The following is a 23,127-nucleotide window of genomic DNA, read 5'->3' on the forward strand; positions in this document are numbered from 1 at the left end:
TTCGGCGCCGGTTGCGCGCCGGGCGCTGCGCCGTCAGTGCCTGGCGACCGATGTGCGCGCGGCACCCGACGAGGTGTCGCGCGGCAGCTGCCCGAAGCGCTCGCGGTAGCAGGCGGCAAAGCGGCTCAGGTGCGAGAAGCCGCAGTTGAGGGCCACCTCGGTCACGCTGGCGCCGTCGTTGCGCGCCAGCTGCGCGTGCGCGGCGTCCAGCCGCATGTTGCGCAGCACCTCGCCGGGCGACAGCTCCCGGTAGCGCCTGAACAGCAGGGCCAGGCCGCGGCGCGTCAGGCCCACGGCCTGCGCCACGTCTTCGAGCGCGATCGGCGTGTCGAGCCGCTCGCGCATGAACTCCTCGGCCCGGCGCAGCTGCCGCAGGCCGGCTTCTTCGGAGCCGCGCCGCACCGCGGCGTGCCGCTGCAGCACCGAATTCGGCCGGTGGCACAGCAGGTAGAGCATCAGGTTGTCTTCGCAGTGCGCGAGCCATCGCGGGTCGTAGGCCTCGAAGTCGCTCGAAGGCAACAGCGACGCCAGGCCCGCCACCATGCGGCACCACTGCGTACCGGCGGCGTCGTCCAGGCGAAAGGGCATCTCGAAATCGATCTCGCCCACGGCGTCGGTGCCGCGCAGGGCGAAGGCATGGCGCGCCACCTCCTGCAAGCGGCTGAGTTCGATCTTCAGCATCAGCTGTTCGCAGTCGGCATGCCAGCGCAGCCGCACCGGCTTGTGCGCGGAAATGACCGCGCCCTGGCCGGGATGGATCTGCAGCGTCTGCCCGCCGGTGTGGATGTCGGCATGGCCGCGCAGCGGCATCTGCACCAGCACGAAGTTGCCGAGCGCATCGGGCTCGATGTCGACGTCGCAGCCATAGCGCAGGATGCACAAGGACAGTGCGCTCAGCTCGGCGCGGCAGAAGACGGCGTCGACGTCGCCGCGCCCCCATACGCTGCGGTGCGGCTTGAGCTCGCGGGACACGCGCGCATGGGTCTCGTCCGCCTCGCGCGAGCGGAAGACCTCGCGTCCGTACAAGGGGGAAAGCTGCTGGCTCGACCATGCGTCCATGGACACTCCTGCGGATCAAGGTGGGGGAAGCGACTCTGGGGTCGATGCCGGAATCTACGTCCGTGCGCCGCCCGCCGCCATGGGGGTTGCCCGGGCGGCAAGGCCCCTGCCGCAAGAAGCTTGCCCGCGCTGCCGGAGATGTGCCGGCAACGGGGAAATCGCAGCGGTCAGGCCGGTTCGTCGCGCTGGTTCAAGTGCATGCGCCCCAGCCCTCTCGTGCGTTTTTCACGTTCTCCGGGGCGGATCGCTGTGTCGACAGGCTGTTGACCATTGTTTGCAAGGGTGCGCAAGCCACGGGCCGCAGACTTCCGGCCCGTCGTTCATCACACAGGCTCAACGCATGCACCCGTCCCCGTCCTCCTGCAGTCTCCCGACTGCCCATTCGTCCGATCGACCGATGTTCCTGGCCCCGCAAGGCGGTCGTCGACCCCTTCGAAGCCGGGGTCGCGCGGCATGAGCGCGCTTCTGCTCATCCAGTCCCATGACAAATGGCGCAAGGGCATCGGCGGTGCGCCGGCCGGCGTGGCAGGCCAGAGCGACGGCAACGCCTATGCGGGGCTGGACCTGAACCTGATCACCTTCACCGCCAGCACGTTCAGCGGCAGCAGTTTCATTGCGACCTCGCTGCAAGACGCCGTGTGGACCGGCTGCCAGTTCAGCGGCTGTTCGTTCCGGCAATGCGACATGCGGCGCATTGCCATCAGCGGGTGCACTTTCGTCAATTGCACCTTCGCCGGCACGCAGCTCGACGCCAGCAGGCTCGGCAACTGCTCGTTCAGCCAGTGCAACTGGACAGACCTGAGTTTCGACGCCAGCACCTGGACGCAGGTGAACCTGCGCGACTGCACCGGCGAACGAGTGAACGCGACCGGCCTGCAGGGCGAACAGGTCGACTTCACCGGAAGCCAGTTCCAGGACATGCACCTGAGCGACGCGCGAATCAACTGACCGATGAAGCCGGAGCCGACCGCCGGCCCGTGCCACGCGGCCATCCCGCTGCACGGCGGCGCATCGGCATGACCGAGGAATACGCGGTTGGCCGCTGCATGACCCCGGGGCCGCTCAAAGCCTGGCAGCCACCACCTGCCGCACCGCATCGATCAGGGCCCTGGCGGCCGGCGACGCCAGCGCGCCCTTGCGCTGCGTGATGCCAATGCGCCGCCGGGTGCTCTCCAGCGGATGGTTCAGCACCACCAGCGCGCCGGTGTCGATCTCGTAGTGCAGCTGGTGCGCCGACATGGCGGTCACCATGTCGCTTTGCAGCAGCAGGCCGCGCAACAGGGCCAGGTCGCCTGTTTCCACCGTGGGCACGGGGGCCGCACGGCCCGCTTCGCGGAAGGCGCGCTCCAGCAACTCGCGCGACGGGGAGCCGGGGCGCGACAGCACCCATTGGGCCCGCTGCAGGGCCGCCCGCCCGATGCGCGGCAGCCCGGCCAGCGGATGGCCGGCGCGCACGATGAGCGAGATGCGGTCTTCGAACAGCGACTCCTGCACCAGGTCCCTGGCCTCTTCCGGCGGGCGCAGCGCGCCGATGATGAAGTCGATGTCGCCGCTGCGCAGCGCGGCGGCCAGCGCTTCGTACGGACTTTCAACGGTGCTCACATGCAGCCGCGGGTGCCGCGCCACCAGCGCCGCGATGGCCGACGGCAGGATCAGCGTGCGCGACAGCGGCAGCGCGCCCACCGCCACACGGCCCTCGACCGCGCCGCGCAAGGCCGCGAGGTCCGGCCCGATGCTGCGCAGCTCGGCCAGCGCGCGCTTGCAGCGAAAGGCCAGCAGGCTGCCCGCGCGCGTGGGCGTGACGCCGCGCGCCGTGCGTGTGAACAGCGTGCGGCCGGTGCGCGACTCCAGCTCGCGCACCAGCGCACTGAGGGCCGGCTGTGTCACACCGAAGGCGGCGGCCACCGCGGGCATGTTGTGCAGCTCCGACAGGCTGGCGAACAACGCAAGCCGGCGCGCACTGAACATCGACGCCAGCAGGCTGCGCGCCTCGATGGCCTGTGTCGGCGCCGCGGCGTCGCTGCCCGCGAGCTCCAGGCAGGCCGCCGCGAACTCCTGCTCCACCCGCTGGGCGCGCACACGCACGGCCTCGCCGTAGACGTTCATCAGCATGCCGCGGGCCTTGCGCTCGAACAGCGACACGCCCAGGCATGCCTCCAGTTCCGCCACCGCACGGGTCACCGCCGAGGCGACGCGAAACAGGGCGTCCCCCGCCTGCGTGACGCTGCCGGCGGCGGCCACGGCCGAGAAGGCCTGGAGATGCCGCAGGTTGAGCTGCAATGCACCGCCCGCGTTGGTCGCCTTTTCGGTGTCGATAAGTTTCTTTGCCGCCATGCAGCGATTCTGCCGATCAGTGACAGATGCCATTCGCTCATTCAGGGGCAAGGGTTAACCCGGTATCGATAAACAAATGAGAACGCAGTGCGCGTGGAACTCAACCCGCCGGAGGCGCTGCGCGCTCACACTGGCCGCATGCCTTGCGAACCCTCCCCCGACCTGATTTCGCTGCCCTGCACATGGATGCGCGGCGGCACGTCGAAGGCGGCCTTCTTCCACGCGAAAGACCTGCCCGGCGAGCCCGCCGAAAGGGACGCCCTCATCCTCGCCGCCATGGGCCACACCGAGCCTCGGCAGATCGACGGCATCGGCGGCGGGCATCCGCTGACCACCAAGGTCGCGATCGTCTCGCCGTCCACCGACCCGCGCGCCGATGTGGACTACCTCTTCGGCCAGGTCGTGGCCACCGAGTCGCGCATCGACTACGCGCCGACCTGCGGCAACATCCTCTCGGCGGTCGGCCCCTTCGCGCTGGACGAGGGCCTGGTGCCGGCGCAGGACGGCCAGTCGGTGGTGCGCATCCGCATGGTGAACACGGCGTCGTATTGCGATGCGGTGGTGCAGACGCCCGGCGGCCGCGTGCGCTACAGCGGCGACACGGCCATCAGCGGCGTGCCCGGGCACGGCGCCCCGGTGGAGCTGCGCTTCTCCGACATCCTCGGGTCCAGCTGCGGCGCACTGCTGCCCACGGGTGAGGCGCGCGAACGCATCGACGGCGTCGAGGTGACCTGCATCGACAATGGCATGCCGGTGGTGCTGATGCGCGCGGCCGACCTCGGCGCCACCGGGCGCGAGACGCCGGCCGAACTCGACGCCCATGCGGCGCTGAAGGCGCGCATCGAATCGATCCGCCTGCAGGCCGGGGAGCGCATGGGCCTGGGCGACGTCAGCACCAAGGTGGTGCCCAAGATGACGCTGGTCTCGGCCGCGCTGGCCGGCGGCACGCTGAACACGCGCACCTTCATTCCGCGCAAATGCCATGACGCCATCGGCGTGCTGGGTGCGGTGTCGGTGGCGTCGGCCTGCGTGGTGCCGGGCACCGTGATGGAAGGGCTGTGCGTCATCGCACCCGATGCAGCGCCCAGCCCTGCGCAACGCCTGCACGACCTGTCGGTGGAACATCCCACCGGCGAATTCACCGTGCGCCTGCTGATGGACGCGAGCGGCTGCGGCATCGCCGGCGCCGCGCTGCTGCGCACCGCGCGGCCGCTGTTCCGAGGACACGTCCTGGTGCCCGGCGCAGCCCACCATTCAACCCCTACGGAGACCCCGTGATCATCGATTGCCACGGCCACTACACGACCGCCCCCGCCGCGCTGGAAACATGGCGCAAGCGCCAGATCGCCAGCCTGGGCAACCCGGGCGAAGCGCCCTCTGCCGCCTCATTGCGCATCAGCGACGACGAGCTGCGCGAATCCATCGAGCAGAACCAGCTGCACAAGATGCGCGAGCGCGGCAGCGACCTGACCATCTTCTCGCCGCGTGCCAGCTTCATGGCGCACCACATCGGCGGCTTCGAGACCAGCGCCACCTGGGCCGCCCTCTGCAACGAGCTGTGCCACCGCGTGGCGCAGCTGTTTCCCGACCACTTCGTGGGCGCCGCCATGCTGCCACAGTCGCCGGGCGTGGACCCGCGCACCTGCATTCCCGAACTGGAACGCTGCGTGCAGGACTACGGCTTCGTCGGCATCAACCTGAACCCCGACCCGTCGGGCGGGCACTGGACCTCGCCGCCGCTGTCCGACCGCCACTGGTACCCGCTGTACGAAAAGATGGTGGAACACGACATTCCGGCCATGGTGCACGTGAGCACCAGCTGCAACGACTGCTTCCACACCACCGGCGCGCACTACCTGAACGCGGACACCACCGCCTTCATGCAGTGCCTGAGCTCCGACCTGTTCACCGACTTCCCCACGCTGCGCTTCGTGATTCCGCACGGCGGCGGCGCGGTGCCCTACCACTGGGGGCGCTTCAGGGGCCTGGCACAGGAGATGAAGAAGCCGCTGCTCAAAGACCACCTGCTGCACAACATCTTCTTCGACACCTGCGTGTACCACCAGCCGGGCATCGACCTGCTCACGCGCGTGATTCCGGTCGACAACATCCTGTTTGCGAGCGAAATGATCGGCGCGGTGCGCGGCATCGACCCCGAGACCGGTTTCCCCTACGACGACACGCGCCGCTACATCGACGCCGCCACCACGCTGGACGCCGCCGCGCGCCACCAGATCTACGAAGGCAACGCGCGCCGCGTCTACCCGCGGCTGGACCGCGCACTCCAAGCCAAGGGCCTCTGACATGACCACGACTTCCAACCTTCAACAGCTCGGCGTCGTGCATCGCACCATCGAGCGCGCCGACCCGGCCGCCGTCGAGAAGCTCTCGCGCTTCGGCGTGTCTACCGTGCACGAGGCACTGGGCCGGCTCGGGCTGATGCAGCCGCGCATCCGCCCGATCCACCCCGACGCACGCTTCTGCGGCCCGGCCGTCACCGTGCTGCTGCAGCCCGGCGACAACTGGATGCTGCATGTGGCGGCCGAGCAGATCCGCCCCGGCGACGTGGTGGTGGCCGCCTGCACCAGCGACAGCACCGACGGTTTCTTCGGCGACCTGCTCGCTACCTCTTTCAAGGCGCGCGGCTGCATGGGCCTGGTGATCGACGGCGGCGTGCGCGACGTGCGCGACCTCCACGCGATGAACTTCCCGGTGTTCAGCCGCGCCATCCACGCCAAGGGCACCATCAAGGCCACGCTCGGCTCGGTCAACGTGCCGGTGGTGTGCGCGGGCGCGCTGGTGCACCCGGGCGACGTGATCGTGGCCGACATCGACGGCGTGGTGGTGGTGCCGGCCGCGCGCGCGCAGGAGGTGGCCGATGCGGCCGAGGCCCGCGAAGCCAACGAGACCACCAAGCGCGCGCGCTTCGCGGCAGGCGAGCTCGGGCTGGACATGTACGGCATGCGCGAGCCGCTGGCCAAGGCCGGACTGCGCTACGTCGACTGAAGCCCAGGCACAGGACACACACCATGGCTCGCATCATCGGCGCCGTCGCGTGCTCGCACACGCCCACCATCGGCTTTGCCTACGACAGGAACAAGCAGCAGGACCCGGTGTGGGCGCCGATCTTCGAGGCCTTCGCGCCGGCGCGGCGCTGGCTGGAGGACAACAAGCCCGACGCGCTGTTCTTCATCTACAACGACCACGTCAGCTCGTTCTTCTTCGACCACTACTCGGCGTTCTCGCTCGGCGTGGGCGCGCAGCATGCGGTGGCCGACGAAGGCGGCGGCGCGCGCGACCTGCCCGCGCTGGCGGGCCATCCGGCGCTGGCGCAGCACATCGGGCGCTCGCTGGTGGCGGACGAGTTCGACATGTCCTTCTTCCAGGACCGCGCGCTGGACCACGGCGTGTTCTCGCCGCTGTCGCTGCTGTGCGCGCACGCGCCCGCGTGGCCGGTGCCGGTGATTCCGCTGCAGGTGGGCGTGCTGCAGTCGCCCGTGCCCTCGGCGCGGCGCTGCTGGCGCCTGGGGCAGGCGCTGCGCCGCGCCATCGAAAGCTACCCCGAAGACCTGAAGGTGGCCATCGTGGCCACCGGCGGGCTGTCGCACCAGGTGCACGGCGAGCGCGCGGGCTTCAACAACCCCGCCTGGGACGCGCAGTTCCTGGACCTGGTCGAGAACGACCCGGTGCGCCTGACCGAGATGACCCAGGCCGAGCTGGCCACGCTGGGCGGCATGGAAGGCGCCGAAGTGATCATGTGGCTGGTGATGCGCGGCGCGCTGTCGTCGAACGTGCGCAAGACGCACCAGAGCTATTACCTGCCGTCGATGACCGGCATTGCCACCGCCATCTACGAGAACCTGGCGAGCCCGCCGGTGGCGGGCGAGGTGCAGCGGCACCGCCGCCACATGGACGAACAACTGGCCGGCGTCGAGGCGCTGGAGGGCAGCTACCCCTTCACGCTGGAGACCAGCGTGCGTGCCTACCGGCTCAACAAGTTCCTGCATGGCATGACGCGGCCGGCCCACCGCACGGCCTTCCTGGCGGACGAGGAATCCGCCTTCGAGGCGGCCGCGCTCACGCCGCAGGAACGCGAACTGGTGCGCCGGCGCGACTGGCGCGGCCTCATTCACTACGGCGTGATCTTCTTCATGCTGGAGAAGCTGGGCGCGGTGCTGGGCGTGTCGAACCTGCACATCTACGCCGCCATGCGCGGCCAGTCGCTCGAAGACTTCCAGCAGACGCGCAATGCGCCCGGCGCGCTGTATTCGGTGGCCGGCAAGGACGCGGCACCCCAGGCATGGGACAAGGCCCCTACAACGCCGGCCCGTTGAACACACGACACACAAGGAAACCGACCATGAGACAACTTCTTCGCACCGCCGCATGCGCCCTCGCCGGCCTGCTGGCAATCTGCGCCCTGAACACGGCGGCAGCCGCCGACGCCTACCCCTCGAAGCCGGTGAAGATCCTCGTCGGCTACAGCGCCGGCGGCGCGGTCGACGCCATCGCGCGCTCGGTCGGCCAGCGCATGACAGCCACGCTGGGCCAACCCGTCATCGTGGAGAACAAGCCCGGCGCGGGCACCAACATCGCGGTGAAGGCGCTGACCAGCGCCGCGCCCGACGGCTACACGCTGCTGCTGGCGGCCAACGCGCTGGCGGTGAACCCCTCGCTGTTCGAGCCCGCGCCCTACGACCTGGACCGCGACATCGCACCGGTGGCGCTGGTCGGGCGCGTGCCGGTGGTGTTCACCGTGCGCGAAGGCTCGGCCATCAAGACCGTGGCCGAACTGGTGGCCGCCGCCAAGGCCAAGCCGGGCAACGTGACGGTTGCCACGCCGGGCAACGGCTCGACGCCGCACCTGGCGATGGAACTCTTCCAGCACACCGCCGGCCTGCAGTTGCGCCATGTGCCCTACAAGGGCGGCGCGCAGGCGATCACCGATGTGCTCGGCGGGCATGTGGACGTGGTCGCGGTCAACGCGCTGGAGGTGTTGCCTCTGGTCAAGGCCGGCAAGCTGCGCGTGCTGGCGGTGATGAGTGCCGAGCGCTCCGCCGTGCTGCCCGGCGTGCCGACGGTGGCGGAGTCGGGCTACCCCGGCTTCGAGGCCAGCGTGTGGTACGGCTTCGTGGCACCGGCCGGTACGCCCAAGCCCGTGCTGGCGGCGGTGCACGACGCGGTGCAGAAGGCGCTGGCCTCGACCGAGGTGCGCGAACAACTGGCCGCGGCGGGCGGCGTGACGCTGGCCGGTCCGCCGGAGCAGTTCGCCAGGTTGCTCAAGAGCGACGCGGCGCGCTACGGCAAGTTGATTCGCGACGCCGGCATCAAGCTCGACTGACAGCCGGCAGGCCGTTCACAGAAAAGAAGAACCGGGAGGCGCGGGCCGTGCTCAGCCGCCGAAGAACGTCACCAGCCGCGCGCTGACCTCGTCGGCGCGCTCGTACTGCGCCCAGTGCCCGGCGCCGTCGATCACCGCGCCCTCGCGGTGCGGCCCTTCGGCCACCAGCTGCGCCACCAGCGGGCGCGGGTCGGCGGTGACGTCGTATTCGCCCCAGAGCAGCAGCGTGGGCAGACCGAGTGCATCCAGTGCCTGCTGCAGGCCGCCCGACTGCGACACCTCCTTGCTGCGAAAGCGCGTGCCGTGGCATGAGACGTCGTGGATCTCGAAGGCCAGCGCGTCGATGGCGGCGGGGTCGTGCAGCATCAGCGCGGCCAGGTTGTTCAGCAGGGCGGCGCGTTCCGCCTCGCGGTCGGGCGCGGCGCGCCAGTTGATCATCTGCGCCGTCACGCGGCGCATCGTGCCGTGGCCGCCGCTGCCCACGAGCGCCAGGCGGCGAACGGCGCCGCGCTGCACCGCGAAGCGTGCGGCCGTCAGGCCTCCGAAGGAAAAGCCGCCCAGGTCGATGGGCGTGCCCGCGCCGATGAGCTGGTCCAGCGTGCCGCCCAGCGCGGCCAGCAAGGGCGGCAGCGAGTCTTCGCCGGGTGCCACGCGCGGCGGCGTGCCGGACTCGTTGAAGCCCGGCATGTCGGGCAGCCACAGCGTGCGGCGGGCCGACAAGGCCTGCGCGTTTCGCAGCCAGTGCATCCAGCTGCCGTGGCCGCCGTGCAGCAGCACCAGCGGTGGGCGGGCGGTGTCGGTGCCGAAGCGGCGCCAGCGCACGCGCACGCCCTCGTGCACCGGGTCGTGGTGGGTGGACAGCGCGTCGATGCGCGCGATGGCCTCGCGGGCCTCTTCGCTGCGTTGCGCGGTCACGGCCACATCCGCTGCAGTTCGCGCTCGCCGTCGAGAAACTGGTGCTTGAGCGCGCCCAGCACGTGCAGCGCGAAGATCACGTACAGCACATAGCCCGCCCAGGTGTGCACCCCGCCCAGCACGGTGTGCCAGGTTTCCTTGACCGCCGGCTCGATGGCCATGATCCAGCCGATGCGCGGCCATTCGAACAGGCCGAAAAGGAACATCGGGTTCGCGCCGGCGTCCTTCCAGGCCGAGTCGTGCATCCAGCCCGACACCGGCAGCAGGATCATCAGCGCATACAGCGCCCCGTGGGCCGCATGGGCCGCAAGGCGCTCGAGCGCGCCGAACGAGCCCGGCATGGCCGGCGGCTTGTGCGTCAGGCGCCACAGGATGCGCAGGAGCACCAGGCCCAGCACCGTGATGCCGATCGACTTGTGGGTGTCCACGGCCGGGCGCACCCAGTCGTCGGGGTACCGCTCGACGAGCAGGATCAGGGCGATGTTGACGGCCATGAGCACGGCAATCAGCCAGTGCAGCGCGATGGCGGTTCGGGTGTAGCGGGTTTGTGCGAGCATGCGGGGAATTTTCGGGCGGGAGCCGACTCAGTCAGTGGCGCATGCGATTGTCCCGGGTTTGTTCGGGCCTTTCGAAACCGCAGGCCGAGTTTTTGCGTATCAACGACCAGTCGCCCGGGCACCTTCTCTTGAACGATCCACTCCACAGCGCCTTCCTGGCAGCGTCGCCGCGCCTCTCTCCCCCCCGCACCCCCCTGCGCAGCTGGCTGATTCACGGCGGCGTGCTTGTGCTGTGGGTGCTGCTTTTCGCCATGGCGTTCAAGCTCGGCAACGTGCGGGCCTGGTCGGTGGGCGTGGCCTATGTGGTGTACGACACGGTGCTGCTGCTGTTCGTGGCGTGGATGACGCTGCCGATCCTGCGCGCCCGGCCCCTGCCCGCCGGCACGTCCGCCGCGGGCACAAGGCGCACCACGCTGGGCGTGATCGTCGCCTCGCACAACGAGGCCGCCGTGCTGCCCGTCACGCTGGCCGCCCTGCTCGGCCAGAGCGACGTGCCCGACCGCATCGTGGTTGCGGACGACGGCTCCAGCGACGGCACGGCCGAGCTGCTGGCCACGCGCTACGGGCTCGTCGCCCCCGCCCTGGGCGCTCTGAGCGCGGCCAGCACCACGCACCCGTCGCTTTACTGGCTGCGCCTGCCGCACGGCGGCAAGGCGGTGGCGCTGAACGCGGCCATCCTGTGCATCGACACCGACACGGTGCTGACCGTGGACGGCGACACGCTGCTCGACAGCCAGGCCATCGGCGCGGTGCGCCGTGCCTTCACCGAAGAGCCCGACCTGGTGGCCGCCACCGGCGTCATCACCCCCGTGTGCAGCCGCACGCTGGCCGGGCGCTGCTTCCAGTGGTTCCAGACGTACGAGTACATCCGCAACTTTCTGTCGCGCTATGCGTGGATGCGGGTCAACGGGCTGCTGCTGATCTCGGGCGCCTTCGCAGGTTTCAGAACGGACGCGGTGCGCACCGTGGGCGGCTTCGACACCGACTGCCTGGTGGAAGACTACGAACTCATTCACCGCCTGCACCACCACGCCCGGGTGCACGGCCTGCCGTGGACGGTGCGCGTGCTGGGCGACGCGCAGGCGCACACCGACGCGCCCAGCAGCACCGGTGCCTTCCTGCGCCAGCGCCGCCGCTGGTTCGGCGGCTTTTTGCAGACCCAGTACTGGTACCGCGCCATGGTCGGTGACCGGCGCTACGGCTGGCTCGGCGTGGCGATGCTGCCGGTGAAAGCCATCGACACGCTGCAGCCGCTGTACGGACTGGCGGCTTTCGGGCTGTTGCTGATGTACCTGGTGCGCGGCAACTTCGGCGTGCTGGCGCCGGTGGCCGGGGTGATCGGCGCGAAGATCGTGCTCGACCTGGTGTTTCACCTGTGGTCGGTGTACCTGTACCGCCGCTGGATCGGCCAGGCCAGCGAGGCCAACATGGCGCAGGCCTTCCTGGCCGCGCTGGTCGAACCCTTCACCTTCCAGATCCTGCGCCACACCGGCGCGGCCTGGGGCTGGTGGACCTTCCTGACGGGGCGCGGCACCTGGGGGCGGCAGACGCGCGTCGGGCTGGTCGACGCCGACGGCGTGCAGCGGCGCAACAGCTGAAGCTCAGCCCCTGAATTTCAGCCGCTGACGTTCAGCGGCTGAGATTCACAGGCCGAAGCCGCTGCGCCCGCGCAGCGCGGCACTGGCCTCGCCGGCCAGCACCTCGACGAACGCGGCCGCAAGCTCTGGCGCCTGCGCACGGCTGCACACGGCCGCGGTGTACACGGTGCTCAGCGCGTGCTCGGCGGGCAGCTCGCCCACCAGCCGCACGCCGGGCGTGTACATGATCTCCGTCACCTGCGTGCAGCCGAGCATGCCCTCGCCCTCGCTGCGCGCAAGCTCGCGCATCGCGGTGGCGCCATTCGGAAACTCGTGGATCCGGCCGGCCAGCACCTCGACGAGTCCCAGCGCCTTCAGCATGCCGGCGATGTGGATGCCCGCGCTCGACCGGGTCATGTCCGGCACGTAGAGGCCGCGCGCGGCCGAGAGCGTGGCCTTCAGCGCCTCGCCGTTGCCGACCGCCACCTCGGGCGTGCCGTTGCGCACCGCGATGCCCGTGGCCACCGGGCCGAGCGCCCGCGCGCTGCCGGGCACCACGTGGCCCTGCGCCGTGAGCTGCTCGATCAACGACGCGGAAAGCACCAGCAGGTCGCAGGGCTCGCCGGCGAGCAGCTTGTCGCGCATGGTGCCCACGGCACCGAAGGTCGGCGCGAGGGTGCAGCCGTGTGCCTGCTCGAAGTCCTGTTGCAGGCCGGTCACCACGGCCTGCGCGGCGCCGCCGCTGAAGAGGGTCAGTTTCATTGTTGTTCCATCGATATCAAAAGAAAAGGAAACACAGGCGCCGCCAGCTTCAGGCGTCCATGTCATCCATGGCCTGCACGATGCGCTCGGGCCGCATCGGCAGGTCGCGCACGCGCACGCCCAGCGCGTCGAACACCGCGTTCGCGATGGCCGCGGCGGTCGGGCCCAGCGAGGCCTCGCCCGCGCCGAGCGAGGCGAAGCCGTCGGCCGGCAGCACCTGCACGTCGATGTGCGGCACATCGGGGAAGCGCAGGATCGGGTAGTCCTCCCAGCCGGGGTCGCGCATGCGCATGCGGTCGAAGTGCGCGGCTTCCATCAACGCCCAGCTGGCGGCCTGCAGCGCGCCGCCCTCGATCTGCTGGCGCACGCCGTCGGGGTTGACGGCCAGGCCCACATCCACCGCGATGTGCAGCCGCCGCACGTGCACGCGCTCTTCGACCTCCACCTCGGCGACGACGGCGCAGTAGGCGCCGGTGTTCTTGTAGCGGGCGAAGCCGATGCCCCGGCCGCGGCCCCCGCCGGCCGGCACCGCGCGCGGCTGCCACCCGGCTTGCGCCGAGACGGCCCGCAACACCGCCACGGCGCGCAGGTCTTCGAGCTGGGCGATGCGGTAGTCCAGCGGGTCGGTGCCGCTGCACAGCGCCAGCTCGTCCATGAAGGACTCGATGGCGAACACGTTGGCGAAGGCGCCGAGCGCGCGCAGCGCCGACGTGCGCATGGGCACGTCCAGCACGCGCCGGCAGACGACGTCGAACCCGGGAAAGGCGTAGATCGGATCGGCATTGCGGTCGCCGCCGCCACCCGCCGCACGCGGCGCGTCGGTCGATGCCACGCGTTCGAAAGGCTGCGCGAGGAACCAGCTGCCCAGCAGCGTCGGCGTGGCGCCGCGCCCGGGGCGCAGCCCATGGCCCGGGCTCCAGGACTGGTGCCGCCAGGCGACCACGCGGCCTGCCGCGTCGAGATCGGCCTCGAGGTCGACCGCCATCGCCGGGCCGACGGGCGACCAGCACAACTCGTCCGCGCGCGACCATTGCACCCGCACCGGCCGCCCGGCACAGGCACGCGCGAGCCAGGCGGCGTCGAAGGCCACGTCGTCCGCGCCGTTGTGGCCGTAGCAGCCGGCGCCCTGCACGTGCTGCACGCGGATGCGTTCCGGCGGCAAGCCGAGCGCCATGGCAAGGTCCTTGCGCAGGTTGTAGATGCCCTGGCTGTGGCTCCAGACCTGCAGCCCGTCGTGCGCCGACAGCGCGAGCGCGCACGAAGGACCGATGGACGCATGGCGGATGAAGGGCTTCGAGTACGACGCGCGCACGGTGCGCGCGGCAGGCGCCGGCGTCTTGTCAGAACGCGCGCCGAGTTCGAGCGCGGTGAACGGCAGCGATTTCAGCCAGGGCCGCAGCGCCGCTTCGTCGGGCAGCCGCTCGGCCTCGGTCCACACCGCCAGCCTGGCGATTCGCGCGGCGGCGCGCTCGGCCAGCGATTCGGTCTCGGCCACCACGCCGAGCTGCGAGCCGTCGCGCAGCACGGCGAGCACGCCGCCCCAGGCGCGCACTTCGTCGAACGGGCACGCCACGAGCTCGGCATGCGGCGACGGCGGCCGCACGATGCGCCCGTGCGCCATGCGCGGCAGCACCATGTCGTGGATGAACATGAATTCGCCGAAGACCTTCTCGGCGATGTCGTCGCGCGGCTGCACACGCCCGACGATGCGGTAGTCGCCCGCCCGCTTGGGCATGGTGCCGGCGGTGGCGTCCACGTCGAGCAGCGCCGGGCCTGCGAGTGCGGCGATCTCCCAGTAGTCCGAGATGCGCCGCTCGCCATGGTAGATCTCGCCGCCGGCCACGCGCAGGTCGGCGGGGCCGATGCCATGCAGCGCCGCCGCCCATTCGACATGGAGGGCACGCGCCTGCGCGCACACCTGACGCAGCGCGGCGCCCGAATGCTGCACCGACAGGCTGCCCGAGGTCATGGCCTCGTCGGGGCTGAGGCCGGTTGCGGCGGGCACCATGCGCACCTGCGCAAGGTCGAGGTCGAGTTCTTCCGCCACGATCTGCGCCAGCGCGCCGAGGATGCCCTGGCCGAGTTCGACCTTGCCCGAGTGCACCGCGACATGGCCCACATGGCCTACATGGTCTACATGCCCCGCACGGTCCATGCGCAGCCAGGTAGACAGCCGCGGATTGGCCTGCAGGCTCGGCGGCAGCGCGGCCGTGCCGCTCATGCCGCGCGCCCCTGGCCCATTGCCGCAGCCGCACGGACGATGGCGCGCATCACCCGCGGGTGCGTGCCGCAACGGCACAGGTTGCGCGCCATGCCTTCGCGGATGTCGGCATCGCCGGGGCAAGGGTTGCACTGCAGCAGCGCCACCGCCGAGACCAGCATGCCCGAGGTGCAGTAGCCGCACTGCGCCGCCTGCTCCGCCACGAAGGCGCTCTGCACCGGGTGCGGCGCGGCGCGCGTGCCCAGGCCCTCGGCGGTCCGCACATGCTTGCCGGCGGCCGACCACATCGGCGTGTCGCAGCTGGGCACCGCGCGGCCGTCGAGCAGCACCATGCAGGCGCCGCACTCGCCGGCGCCGCAGCCGAAGTGGCTCGCGCGCAGGCCGAGGTCGTTGCGCAGCACGTCGAGCAGCGTGCGGTCGGGCTCCACCGCCAGCACGCGCGGCACACCGTTGACGGTGAGTGCGATGGCGTCGCCCTGCGTCATCAGTCCACCGTGATGTGGGCCGACTCGACGATCTTTCGCCACTTCGCGATGTCCTGGTTCAGGTACTGCGTGAACCCCGAGGGCGACATCGCCATGCCGTCGATGCCGCTCTTGGCCCACAGCGCGCGCGTGGCCGGGTCTTGCACCACCTTGGCGATCTTCTGGTTGAGCAGGTCGACGACCGGCTGCGGCGTGCCCTTGGGCGCGAGGATGCCGAGCCAGATCGTCGCGGTGTAGTCGGGCAGGCCCAGCTCGGCCATGGTGGGCACGTCGGGCATCACGCTGGAGCGCGTCTTGCCGGTGGTGGCCAGCGCACGCACCTTGCCGGTGGCGATCAGGTCGGTCATGGTGCCGACGGCGTCGAACATCATGTCGACCTGGCCGCCGAGCACGTCGGTGCGTGCGCCGCCGCTGCTCTTGTAGGGGATGTGCACGATGTCCACGCCCGCCATGCTCTTGAAGAGCTCGCCGGCCATGTGGTACGGCGTGCCCGTGCCGGAAGAGGCGTAGTTGAGCTTGCCCGGGCTCGACTTGGCCTGGCGGATGAGTTCGGGTAGCGTCTTCGGCGCGAGGCCCGAGCGCACCACCAGCACCAGCGGCGCCTCGTTCACCGGCGCTACCGCCGTGAAGTCGCGCATCAGCTCGTAGGGCTTCTGGTGCAGCAGCGACTCGTTCACGGTCTGCGTGTTCGACATCATGAGCAGTGTGTAGCCGTCGGGCGCGGCCTTGGCGACGAACTGCGTGCCGATCACCGCGCCGGCGCCGGGCCGGTTCTCCACGATGAACGACTTGCCGGTTTCGCGGCCCAGCTTTTCAGCGAGCACGCGGGCATACACGTCGGCCGAGCCGCCCGGCCCGAAGGGCACGACGATGGTCACCGTGCGCGACGGGTAGGCCGACGCGTCCTCGGCATGCGCCGCGGCGCCCTGCCCCAGCGAAAAAGCGGCGAGCGCCAGCGCGGCGAGCCCGCGCACCGATCCTTGCTTCGACATGGCTTGTCTCCTTGTGTTCTTGTGTGTGTTGTCTTGCAGGGGCGTTCAGCCGACCGTGTTTTCCAGCACGCCGATGTGCTGGATCTCGATGCGCACGGTGTCGTGGGTCTGCAGGAACTTCGGCGGCGTGAAGCCGATGCCCACGCCGGCCGGCGTGCCGGTCGCGATCAGGTCGCCGGGCATCAGCGCGATGCCGGCCGAGAGGGTCTCGATGAGCGTGGGTATGTCGAAGATCAGCTGCGCGGTGTTGGCGTTCTGCCGCAGCTCGCCGTTGATCCAGCACTTCACGTCGAGGTTGGCCGCGTCGAGTTCGTCGGCCGTCACCAGGTACGGGCCCATCGGGCAGAAGCCGTCGAGCGCCTTGCCCAGGAACCACTGCCGGTGCAGCTTCTGCAGGTCGCGTGCGGTGACGTCGTTGACGATGGTGTAGCCGAACACGTGGTCCAGCGCGTCGGCCTTGCGGATGCCGCGGCCGCCCTTGCCGATGACGACCGTGAGTTCGGCCTCGTAGTCGAGCTGCTTCACCACGTCCTTGTGCGGCGGAATGGTGTCGCCGGGGCCGATCACCGAGGTGAAGGGCTTGGTGAAGACCACCGGCGCCTCGGGCGCGTGCTCGCCCTCCTTGGCACTGCTGTCGAAACCCGACTTGCTGAACTCGGCCGCGTGCTCCGCGTAGTTCTTGCCCACGCAGAAGATGTTGCGGCGCGGGTGCGCAATGGGCGCCAGCAGCCTGGCACCGGCCAGCGGCTGGCCCTCGCCCTTGGCGACCAATTGGTTCTTCAGCTCGCCGAAGCGTTCGATCAGCTCGACGAGGTCGCCGGCGAAGCCAGGCACCAGGTCGGCGAGCGGCCAGAAGCGCTGCGCCTGCGTATCGACGAGCGCGGGAACGGCGCGATCGGCCAGGGAAACGGATGCGAATTTCATGGGAATGGAAGGCGTCGTCGCGACGGCAGAATAGGACAGTTGCGGGAAGCGCAATGTAGAACCAAAATGAACCATCATCAATACCAATTCCTCAAATTTAAGGACCAATTGGTACTACTAACAACATCTGCCGGGAGCAGCGAATGAGCGAGCACGAGGCCATGACGGCAGCGCCCGGAGCATCCGCCCTGCAGCCCAAGGCCGAAGGGGCGAAGGCGCTGTCGCGCTACCTGCGCGAAGGCATCGCGAGCGGCGCGCTGCAGGCGGGCGTGAAGCTGCCGGCCGAGCGCGAGCTGAGCGAGCGTTTCGGCGCCTCGCGCGGCGCGGTGCGGCGCGTGCTGTCAGGGTTTCGCGAGCGTGGGCTGATCACGCAATCGGTCGGCAGCGGCACCTTCGTGGCGGCAACCGCCGCGCCCGCCGCCACGCCGACAACGGCGCCGCTGTCGGTGCCCTCGCTGCACGGCAACGTGAGCCCGGCCGAGTTGATGGTGGCGCGCCGGCTGATCGAGCCGTTGATGCCGTCACTGATCACGCGCAACGCCACGGCGGCCGACTTCGCGGCGATGCAGCACTGCATCGAGCAATCGGAGGCGGCCCAGACCATCGAGGGCTTCGAGCACTGGGACGGCGAGTTGCACAAGGCGCTGGCGGTGGCCACGCACAACGGCTTTTTCGTGCACATCCTGGAACTGACGCAGCGCGTACGCGACCAGGGCGAATGGGGGCGGCTCAAGGCCAAGTCGCTCACCGGGCCGCGGCGCGCGCAGTACGAGCAGCAGCACCGCGCGCTGGTCGAGGCGTTGCGCGACCGCGACGAAGCCGGTGCGCAGCGCGTGCTGGTCCAGCACCTGGACCAGATCCAGCGCAACCTGTTCGGGGACTGAACGGGCCGCGCTTTTTTCTTCGCGTTCTTACGCGGCTGCCGCGCCGAAGCGGAAGCTGGAGACGACGAGGCCGCCCATGAAGGCGTCCTCGTGGTAGATGCGCTCGCCGGCCTCGGCCTCGGCCGCGCCGACAGCCACCATCAGCGGGATCAGGTGCTCTTCGCGCGGATGCGCCATGCGCGCCGCCGGGGCCGACGCCCAGTCGAGCAGCTGCGCGCTGCGCTCGGCCGTCGAACCCTTGACCACCGCGGCGTCGAGCCAGTCGTCGAAGGCCTTCGACACGCCGTGCGCCTGCGGGCCGAAGTTGCGCAGGTTGTGATAGCTCAGGCCGCTGCCGACGATCAGCACGTTTTCATCGCGCAGCGGTGCAATCGCGCGGCCCAGCGCCAAGTGCTCCGCCGGGTCGAGCCCGCGGCGCAGCGACAGCTGCACCACCGGCACCTCGGCCTTGGGGTAGATGGCGGCCATCGGCGAGAACATGCCGTGGTCGTAGCCGCGCTCGGGGTCGATCTGCACCGGCAGGCCGGCCGCGGCAATGAGCGACTGCACGCGCTGCGCGAGTTCGGGCGAGCCGGGCGAGTCGTAGCGCACTTCGTAGGTGTGCGCGGGAAAGCCGCCGTAGTCGTAGATCATGGGCGGCCGGGGGTTGCCCTGCACCGCGAAGGCCGGCGCCTCCCAGTGGGCCGACACCATCAGGATGGCGCTGGGCGTGCGGCCGATCTGGCGCGGCATGTCGGCCAGCGAGGCGGCGAGCTGGTCGTAGGTGGCGCCCATTTCCTTCTTCATCCAGGGCCAGGGGCCGCCGCCGTGCGAAATGAAGTACGTGGGCAGTCGCGATGTTTTCGTGTTGTCGGGGGTCAAGTCGATGCTCCTTGAAGGCGTTGCACGGACTGTAGACATTTCCTCCAAGGAAATCGACAGGCTACGATGCATCGAATCAGTTCTTTGCAGGAAACCTTGAAGGATGTTCACATGGACCGAATGACCAGCCTGCGGGTGTTTCGCGAAGTCGTCGAGGCCGGCAGCTTCGTGGCCGCGGCCGAGCGCCTGGGCATGTCGCCGCCGATGGCCAGCAAGCACGTGGCGCAGCTCGAGAAGTCGCTCGGCGCGCGGCTGCTGCACCGCTCCAGCCGCCACCAGAGCCTGACCGAGGCCGGCACCGCCTGGTATGAGCAGAGCCGCCGCGCGCTCGACCTGCTCGATGCGGCCGAGGCCGCCATCGGCCAGACGCACGACACGCCGCGCGGCCAGCTCAAGGTGAGCGCGCCCGTGTGGTGCGCCACGCCGCGCTTTGCGCGCGTGCTGGCCGACTACCGCGAAAAGTACCCCGAGGTGCTGGTCGACATGCACCTGGAGAACCGCAAGGTCGACCTCGCGGCCGACGGCTACGACCTGGCGCTGCGCGCCACGCAGGAACCCTCGCCCGCGCTGATCGCCCGGCCGCTGTGCCGCGTGCCCTTCTACCTGGCGGGCACGCCGGCCTACATCAAGCGCATGGGCGGCCTGCCCGCCCTGCCTGCCGACCTGGCGAAGCTGGGCGCCATCGTGCCGAGCTACGTGAACCTGGAGAACCTTGCGCTGAAGGGCCCGGGCGGGCGCATGTTTCCGCTGCGGCTGGCGCCGGCCATGCGCTCCGACGACACCACGCTCACGCTGCATGCGGTGCACGCGGACATGGGCATCGCCTTCATGCCGCTGTGGCTGATCGACGAGGACATCGCGCGGGGCCGGTTGCTGCGGTTGCTGCCGGAGTTCGAGTCGACGCCGGTCACCTTGTTCGCGGTGTACACGAGCCGGCAGTACATGTCGCCCAAGCTGCGCACCTTCATCGACTTTCTGAGCGAGCGGCTGAAGGTGCCCCATGAACGAAGCCCGAGCGCGCCGCCCCGGGGTGCCACGCGGGTGCGGCATCATGGCGAGCTGCCGCCACCCTGAAGCACACACGCGAGGACCTGCTTGATGATCATCGGTATCGACCTGGGCACCACCCACAGCCTGGCCGCCGTCTGGAAGGACGGTCGCCCTCACCTGGTGGTGAACGCGCTGGGCGCCTACCTCACGCCGTCGTGCGTGAGCATCGACGAGGACGGCAGCGTGCTGGTCGGGCAGGCCGCGCGCGACCGGCTGCAGACGCACCCCGAGGTGACGGCGTCGCTGTTCAAGCGCTACATGGGCAGCGACAAGGGCTTTCAGCTCGGCGCGCGCAGCTTTCGCGCCGAGGAGCTGTCGTCGCTGGTGCTGCGCTCTCTGAAGGCCGACGCCGAGGCCATGCTGGGCGAGCCCGTGAGCGAAGCGGTGATCACCGTGCCCGCCTACTTCTCCGACGGCCAGCGCAAGGCCACGCGCATCGCGGGCCAGCTCGCAGGGCTGCAGGTGGAGCGGCTGGTGAACGAGCCCACGGCCGCCGCGCTGGCCTACGGGCTGCACCAGGACGAAGACGCGACCCAGTTCCTGGTGTTCGACCTGGGCGGCGGCACCTTCGACGTCTCGATCCTCGAGATGTTCGAGGGCGTGATGGAGGTGCGCGCCACGGCGGGCGACAACTTTCTGGGCGGCGAAGACTTCGTCAACGAGATCGTCCAGCTGTTTTTTGCCGAGACCGGCCTGCCCGAGGCCGCGCGCGCCGACGGCGGCTTCATGCAGCAACTGGTGGCACGCGCCGAGCAGGCCAAGCGGGCCCTGTCGGACAGCGAGAGCGCCACCCTCACGCTCCACTGGCAGGACCGCGAGCACACGCTGGCGCTGACGCAGGAGCGCTTTCGCGCCATCAGCGAGCCGCTGCTGGCCCGGCTGCGCGGGCCGGTCGAGCGCGCGCTGCGCGACGCCAGCATTCGCGCGGGCGACATCGACAACGTGGTGCTGGCCGGCGGCGCGACCCGCTCGCCTGTGGTGCGGCAGATGGTCACGCGCATGTTCGGCCGCTTTCCCGCGATGGACATCAACCCCGACGAGGTGGTGGCGCTGGGCGCCGCCGTGATGGCCGGCCTGAAGGCGCGCGACGAAGCGCTCAAGGAAGTGGTGATGACCGACGTCTGCCCCTACACGCTGGGCGTCGAGACCGTGCACCGCATGCCCGGCGGCGGCGAGGTCGACGGCTATTTCTCGCCCATCATCGAGCGCAATACCGTGGTGCCGGCCAGCCGCGTCAAGAGCTACGTCCCGGTGCGCGAAGGCCAGCGCGTTCTCGCCCTGGAGATCTTCCAGGGCGAGGCGCGGCTGGTGCGCGACAACATCAAGCTCGGCGTGCTCGAAGTGCCGCTGCCCCCCGGCCCGCGCGCCGAAGCCAGCGTCGAGGTGCGCTTCACCTACGACGTGAACGGCCTGCTGGAGGTCGAGGCGACCGTCGTGGCCACGCGCGAAGTGCACCGGCTGGTGATCCAGGGCAACAGCGGCGTGCTGAGCGAACTGGAGATCGCCGCGCGCCTCGGGCAGCTGGCCGAGCTCAAGATCCACCCGCGCGACAAGGCCGAGAACCGCGCGCTGGTGGCACAGGCCGAGCGCGTGTTCCAGCAGTTGCGCAGCGATGCCCGCGAACGGCTGGGCGACGAAATATCCCGCTTCGAACTCTCGCTCGAATCGCAGGACGAGCGGCAGATTCGTCCGGCGCGCGAGCGGCTGCGCAAGGCCGTGGGCTTTTTCGAGCGCGACAGCCACTTCGATCCGGACTTCGTGTTTTGAGCACGGTGACCGCCGATTTCGAGCGCCTCGGCATCGCGCCGACCCGCGACGTCAAGACCATCAAGCGCGCCTATGCCGTGGCGCTGAAGGCCATCGACCAGGCCGGCGAGCGCGAGGCCTTCGAGCGTCTGCGCCAGGCCTATGAGCAGGCGCTGGCCTGGGCCGCGCGGGAGGAGGAACCGGAGGACGAGCAGGACGAGCAGGAAGAAGAGCAGGAAGGCGGCCAGCGCGATCCTCACGGGTCCGACACCCCCGAGCACGGCCTGCCCGATGCGCCGCCGGTCGACCCGCATCGCATGGACGGTCCCTCGCCGCTCACGTCACCGCCCGTCTGGCCCCCCGCAGCGCCAGCGGCACCGGCGGCACCCGCGACCGTCGCGCCAAACCCGAACGAAGCACACCAGGCCCTGCGCGACTGGACGGAGCAGTTGCGCACCGCGCCACCCGGCGCCGTCACGGCGGTGTTCGAAGCGGCGCTGGCCGACCCGCGGCTGCTGCACCTCGACAGCCACGCGCAGCTCGAGGCCCGCATCGCCGATCTGCTGCACGCGAGCCCGGCCGGCCGGGCCGTGCTGTTCGACGCTGCGGCCCTGCGCTTCCATTGGACCGATCGCAACGCCCGACCGGTCGCCAGCCCTGCGGCCGCGCACTGGATTTCACGCGTGGTCAACCAGGGCCTGCAGTGGCACGCACAGGCGCCGGCAGCCGTCGCCCTGCAGCAGGAGGCGCTGACCACCGCCACGCGCGTGGCCTCGCCCGGGCCTGAGCAGACGCGCCGCTTTGCGGAGCCCCTCGCCGACATGGCGCGCGACTTTCCGGACTGGTTTGCGTTGCACCTCGGCGCGCAGGGCCACGCCCATCTGCCGGCGTGGTTGGCGTTGCATGCAAAGCTCGCGCCCCGGTGGGCACGCCAGATCGAGCGAAGGCAACGCTATTTCGGCACGCACGGCAAGACCCTGCGCACGCTGTTGGGCGGTTTTTTCGTGCTGCTGCTGGCAACCGCCGTGCTGTCTGGCGTGATGAACCGCATGCTGGCCAACCATGCGCCTACAGACCTGGCCGCGGGCAACAGCAGCGGCAAGGTCGGCGTGGGCGCGCCTCCCGCCACGCCCGAACCGGTGCTGGCGTACGAGTTCACCGGCGCTGTGACGCGCGATAGCTGCGAGAGCGCCGATGAGTTCGTGCACGAGTCCAACTGGTTGCAGGTCGGCGACAGCGATGCGGTCGCCCTGCTGGCCACCCGCGCCATGCGCTGCCAGGACAAGGGCCTCTGGTCGCGCAAGGACGACACGCTGATGGCCTGCCTGCGTGCCGAGCGCGCCGCCGCGCTGGGCGCCGGCCGGCCCGAGGAGGCCCAACGCTGCCTTCGGCCCGAAGCGGGAGGTCGGTAGACGCAAA

At 70.2% G+C, this 23,127-nt stretch carries 21 protein-coding genes; 11 read left to right on the top strand and 10 right to left on the bottom strand.

Translation table 11 applies throughout. The annotated features are described in order from the left end of the window. Window positions 1-33 precede the first annotated feature (33 nt). Window positions 34-1,059 carry an AraC family transcriptional regulator gene (locus tag AC0IYU_RS09310; RefSeq protein ID WP_472115580.1) on the bottom strand — a complete coding sequence of 342 codons (1,026 nt, stop codon included), beginning with the start codon at window positions 1,057-1,059 and terminating at the stop codon, window positions 34-36. Window positions 1,060-1,512: 453 nt separating this feature from the next. Between AC0IYU_RS09310 and AC0IYU_RS09315 the strand changes: the two genes are divergently transcribed. Further along, window positions 1,513-2,007, top strand: coding sequence for a pentapeptide repeat-containing protein (locus AC0IYU_RS09315; protein WP_472115583.1), 495 nt, complete (start codon window positions 1,513-1,515; stop codon window positions 2,005-2,007). Between the two features lie 114 nt (window positions 2,008-2,121). Here the strand turns inward: AC0IYU_RS09315 and AC0IYU_RS09320 are convergent, their stop codons facing one another. Further along, window positions 2,122-3,393, bottom strand: a complete 1,272-nt coding sequence (locus AC0IYU_RS09320) for a LysR family transcriptional regulator (RefSeq protein ID WP_472115587.1) — start codon at window positions 3,391-3,393, stop codon at window positions 2,122-2,124. Between the two features lie 138 nt (window positions 3,394-3,531). On the opposite strand from AC0IYU_RS09320, the gene AC0IYU_RS09325 reads away from it, so the two are divergent. From AC0IYU_RS09325 to AC0IYU_RS09345, 5 genes are read left to right on the top strand one after another with little or no spacing between them, the layout of a single operon-like run. Beyond that, on the top strand, window positions 3,532-4,671 hold the full coding sequence (locus AC0IYU_RS09325; RefSeq protein ID WP_472115590.1) for a 4-oxalomesaconate tautomerase: 1,140 nt from the start codon (window positions 3,532-3,534) through the stop codon (window positions 4,669-4,671). Next, on the top strand, window positions 4,668-5,696 hold the full coding sequence (locus AC0IYU_RS09330; RefSeq protein ID WP_472115593.1) for an amidohydrolase family protein: 1,029 nt from the start codon (window positions 4,668-4,670) through the stop codon (window positions 5,694-5,696). The genes AC0IYU_RS09325 and AC0IYU_RS09330 overlap by 4 nt, the downstream gene beginning before the upstream one ends. A 1-nt stretch (window position 5,697) precedes the next feature. Next, window positions 5,698-6,399, top strand: a complete 702-nt coding sequence (gene ligK / locus AC0IYU_RS09335; protein ID WP_472115596.1) for a 4-carboxy-4-hydroxy-2-oxoadipate aldolase/oxaloacetate decarboxylase — start codon at window positions 5,698-5,700, stop codon at window positions 6,397-6,399. A gap of 23 nt (window positions 6,400-6,422) precedes the next feature. Further along, entirely contained in the window at window positions 6,423-7,727 is a 1,305-nt protein-coding gene (locus tag AC0IYU_RS09340) for a gallate dioxygenase (protein ID WP_472115599.1), read from the top strand. Window positions 7,728-7,753: 26 nt separating this feature from the next. Continuing rightward, window positions 7,754-8,734 carry a tripartite tricarboxylate transporter substrate binding protein gene (locus AC0IYU_RS09345; RefSeq protein WP_472115602.1) on the top strand — a complete coding sequence of 327 codons (981 nt, stop codon included), beginning with the start codon at window positions 7,754-7,756 and terminating at the stop codon, window positions 8,732-8,734. Window positions 8,735-8,785: 51 nt separating this feature from the next. On the opposite strand, the gene AC0IYU_RS09350 is transcribed toward AC0IYU_RS09345, so the two are convergent. Next, a complete protein-coding gene (locus tag AC0IYU_RS09350) occupies window positions 8,786-9,649 on the bottom strand; it encodes an alpha/beta fold hydrolase (protein WP_472115605.1) in 864 nt (287 codons plus the stop codon). Beyond that, a complete protein-coding gene (locus tag AC0IYU_RS09355; protein WP_472115608.1) occupies window positions 9,646-10,206 on the bottom strand; it encodes a cytochrome b in 561 nt (186 codons plus the stop codon). The genes AC0IYU_RS09350 and AC0IYU_RS09355 overlap by 4 nt, the downstream gene beginning before the upstream one ends. A 128-nt stretch (window positions 10,207-10,334) precedes the next feature. Here AC0IYU_RS09355 and AC0IYU_RS09360 point away from each other — a divergent pair, with 128 nt between their 5' ends. After that, window positions 10,335-11,804 carry a glycosyltransferase family 2 protein gene (locus tag AC0IYU_RS09360; protein ID WP_472115611.1) on the top strand — a complete coding sequence of 490 codons (1,470 nt, stop codon included), beginning with the start codon at window positions 10,335-10,337 and terminating at the stop codon, window positions 11,802-11,804. 45 nt (window positions 11,805-11,849) lie between these two features. Here AC0IYU_RS09360 and AC0IYU_RS09365 read toward each other — a convergent pair whose 3' ends face one another. From AC0IYU_RS09365 to AC0IYU_RS09385, 5 genes are read right to left on the bottom strand one after another with little or no spacing between them, the layout of a single operon-like run. After that, window positions 11,850-12,545 (bottom strand): substrate-binding domain-containing protein, encoded by a 696-nt coding sequence (locus AC0IYU_RS09365; protein ID WP_472115614.1) that lies wholly within the window; start codon window positions 12,543-12,545, stop codon window positions 11,850-11,852. A 49-nt stretch (window positions 12,546-12,594) separates the two neighbouring features. After that, on the bottom strand, window positions 12,595-14,766 hold the full coding sequence (locus tag AC0IYU_RS09370) for a xanthine dehydrogenase family protein molybdopterin-binding subunit (protein ID WP_472115617.1): 2,172 nt from the start codon (window positions 14,764-14,766) through the stop codon (window positions 12,595-12,597). Next, window positions 14,763-15,251, bottom strand: a complete 489-nt coding sequence (locus tag AC0IYU_RS09375; protein WP_472115620.1) for a (2Fe-2S)-binding protein — start codon at window positions 15,249-15,251, stop codon at window positions 14,763-14,765. The genes AC0IYU_RS09370 and AC0IYU_RS09375 overlap by 4 nt, the downstream gene beginning before the upstream one ends. After that, window positions 15,251-16,243 carry a tripartite tricarboxylate transporter substrate binding protein gene (locus AC0IYU_RS09380; protein ID WP_472115623.1) on the bottom strand — a complete coding sequence of 331 codons (993 nt, stop codon included), beginning with the start codon at window positions 16,241-16,243 and terminating at the stop codon, window positions 15,251-15,253. Before AC0IYU_RS09380 ends, AC0IYU_RS09375 begins: the two co-directional genes overlap by 1 nt. Before the next feature lie 45 nt (window positions 16,244-16,288). Then, window positions 16,289-17,167, bottom strand: coding sequence for a fumarylacetoacetate hydrolase family protein (locus AC0IYU_RS09385; RefSeq protein WP_472115626.1), 879 nt, complete (start codon window positions 17,165-17,167; stop codon window positions 16,289-16,291). Window positions 17,168-17,310: 143 nt separating this feature from the next. Here AC0IYU_RS09385 and AC0IYU_RS09390 point away from each other — a divergent pair, with 143 nt between their 5' ends. Beyond that, the gene (locus AC0IYU_RS09390) at window positions 17,311-18,051 is read left to right on the top strand and encodes a FadR/GntR family transcriptional regulator (protein ID WP_472115629.1); all 741 of its coding nucleotides are present in this window, start codon (window positions 17,311-17,313) and stop codon (window positions 18,049-18,051) included. 27 nt (window positions 18,052-18,078) lie between these two features. Here AC0IYU_RS09390 and AC0IYU_RS09395 read toward each other — a convergent pair whose 3' ends face one another. Beyond that, the gene (locus AC0IYU_RS09395) at window positions 18,079-18,912 is read right to left on the bottom strand and encodes a DODA-type extradiol aromatic ring-opening family dioxygenase (protein ID WP_472115633.1); all 834 of its coding nucleotides are present in this window, start codon (window positions 18,910-18,912) and stop codon (window positions 18,079-18,081) included. Between the two features lie 111 nt (window positions 18,913-19,023). Between AC0IYU_RS09395 and AC0IYU_RS09400 the strand changes: the two genes are divergently transcribed. From AC0IYU_RS09400 to AC0IYU_RS09410, 3 genes are read left to right on the top strand one after another with little or no spacing between them, the layout of a single operon-like run. Further along, window positions 19,024-19,986 (top strand): LysR family transcriptional regulator, encoded by a 963-nt coding sequence (locus tag AC0IYU_RS09400; RefSeq protein ID WP_472115636.1) that lies wholly within the window; start codon window positions 19,024-19,026, stop codon window positions 19,984-19,986. A 24-nt stretch (window positions 19,987-20,010) separates the two neighbouring features. Next, a complete protein-coding gene (locus AC0IYU_RS09405) occupies window positions 20,011-21,729 on the top strand; it encodes an Hsp70 family protein (RefSeq protein ID WP_472115639.1) in 1,719 nt (572 codons plus the stop codon). Then, complete coding sequence (locus tag AC0IYU_RS09410; RefSeq protein WP_472115642.1) at window positions 21,726-23,120, top strand: J domain-containing protein; 1,395 nt, start codon at window positions 21,726-21,728, stop codon at window positions 23,118-23,120. The genes AC0IYU_RS09405 and AC0IYU_RS09410 overlap by 4 nt, the downstream gene beginning before the upstream one ends. Window positions 23,121-23,127 lie beyond the last annotated feature (7 nt).

It is taken from the genome of Variovorax sp. AC103, assembly GCF_979254005.1.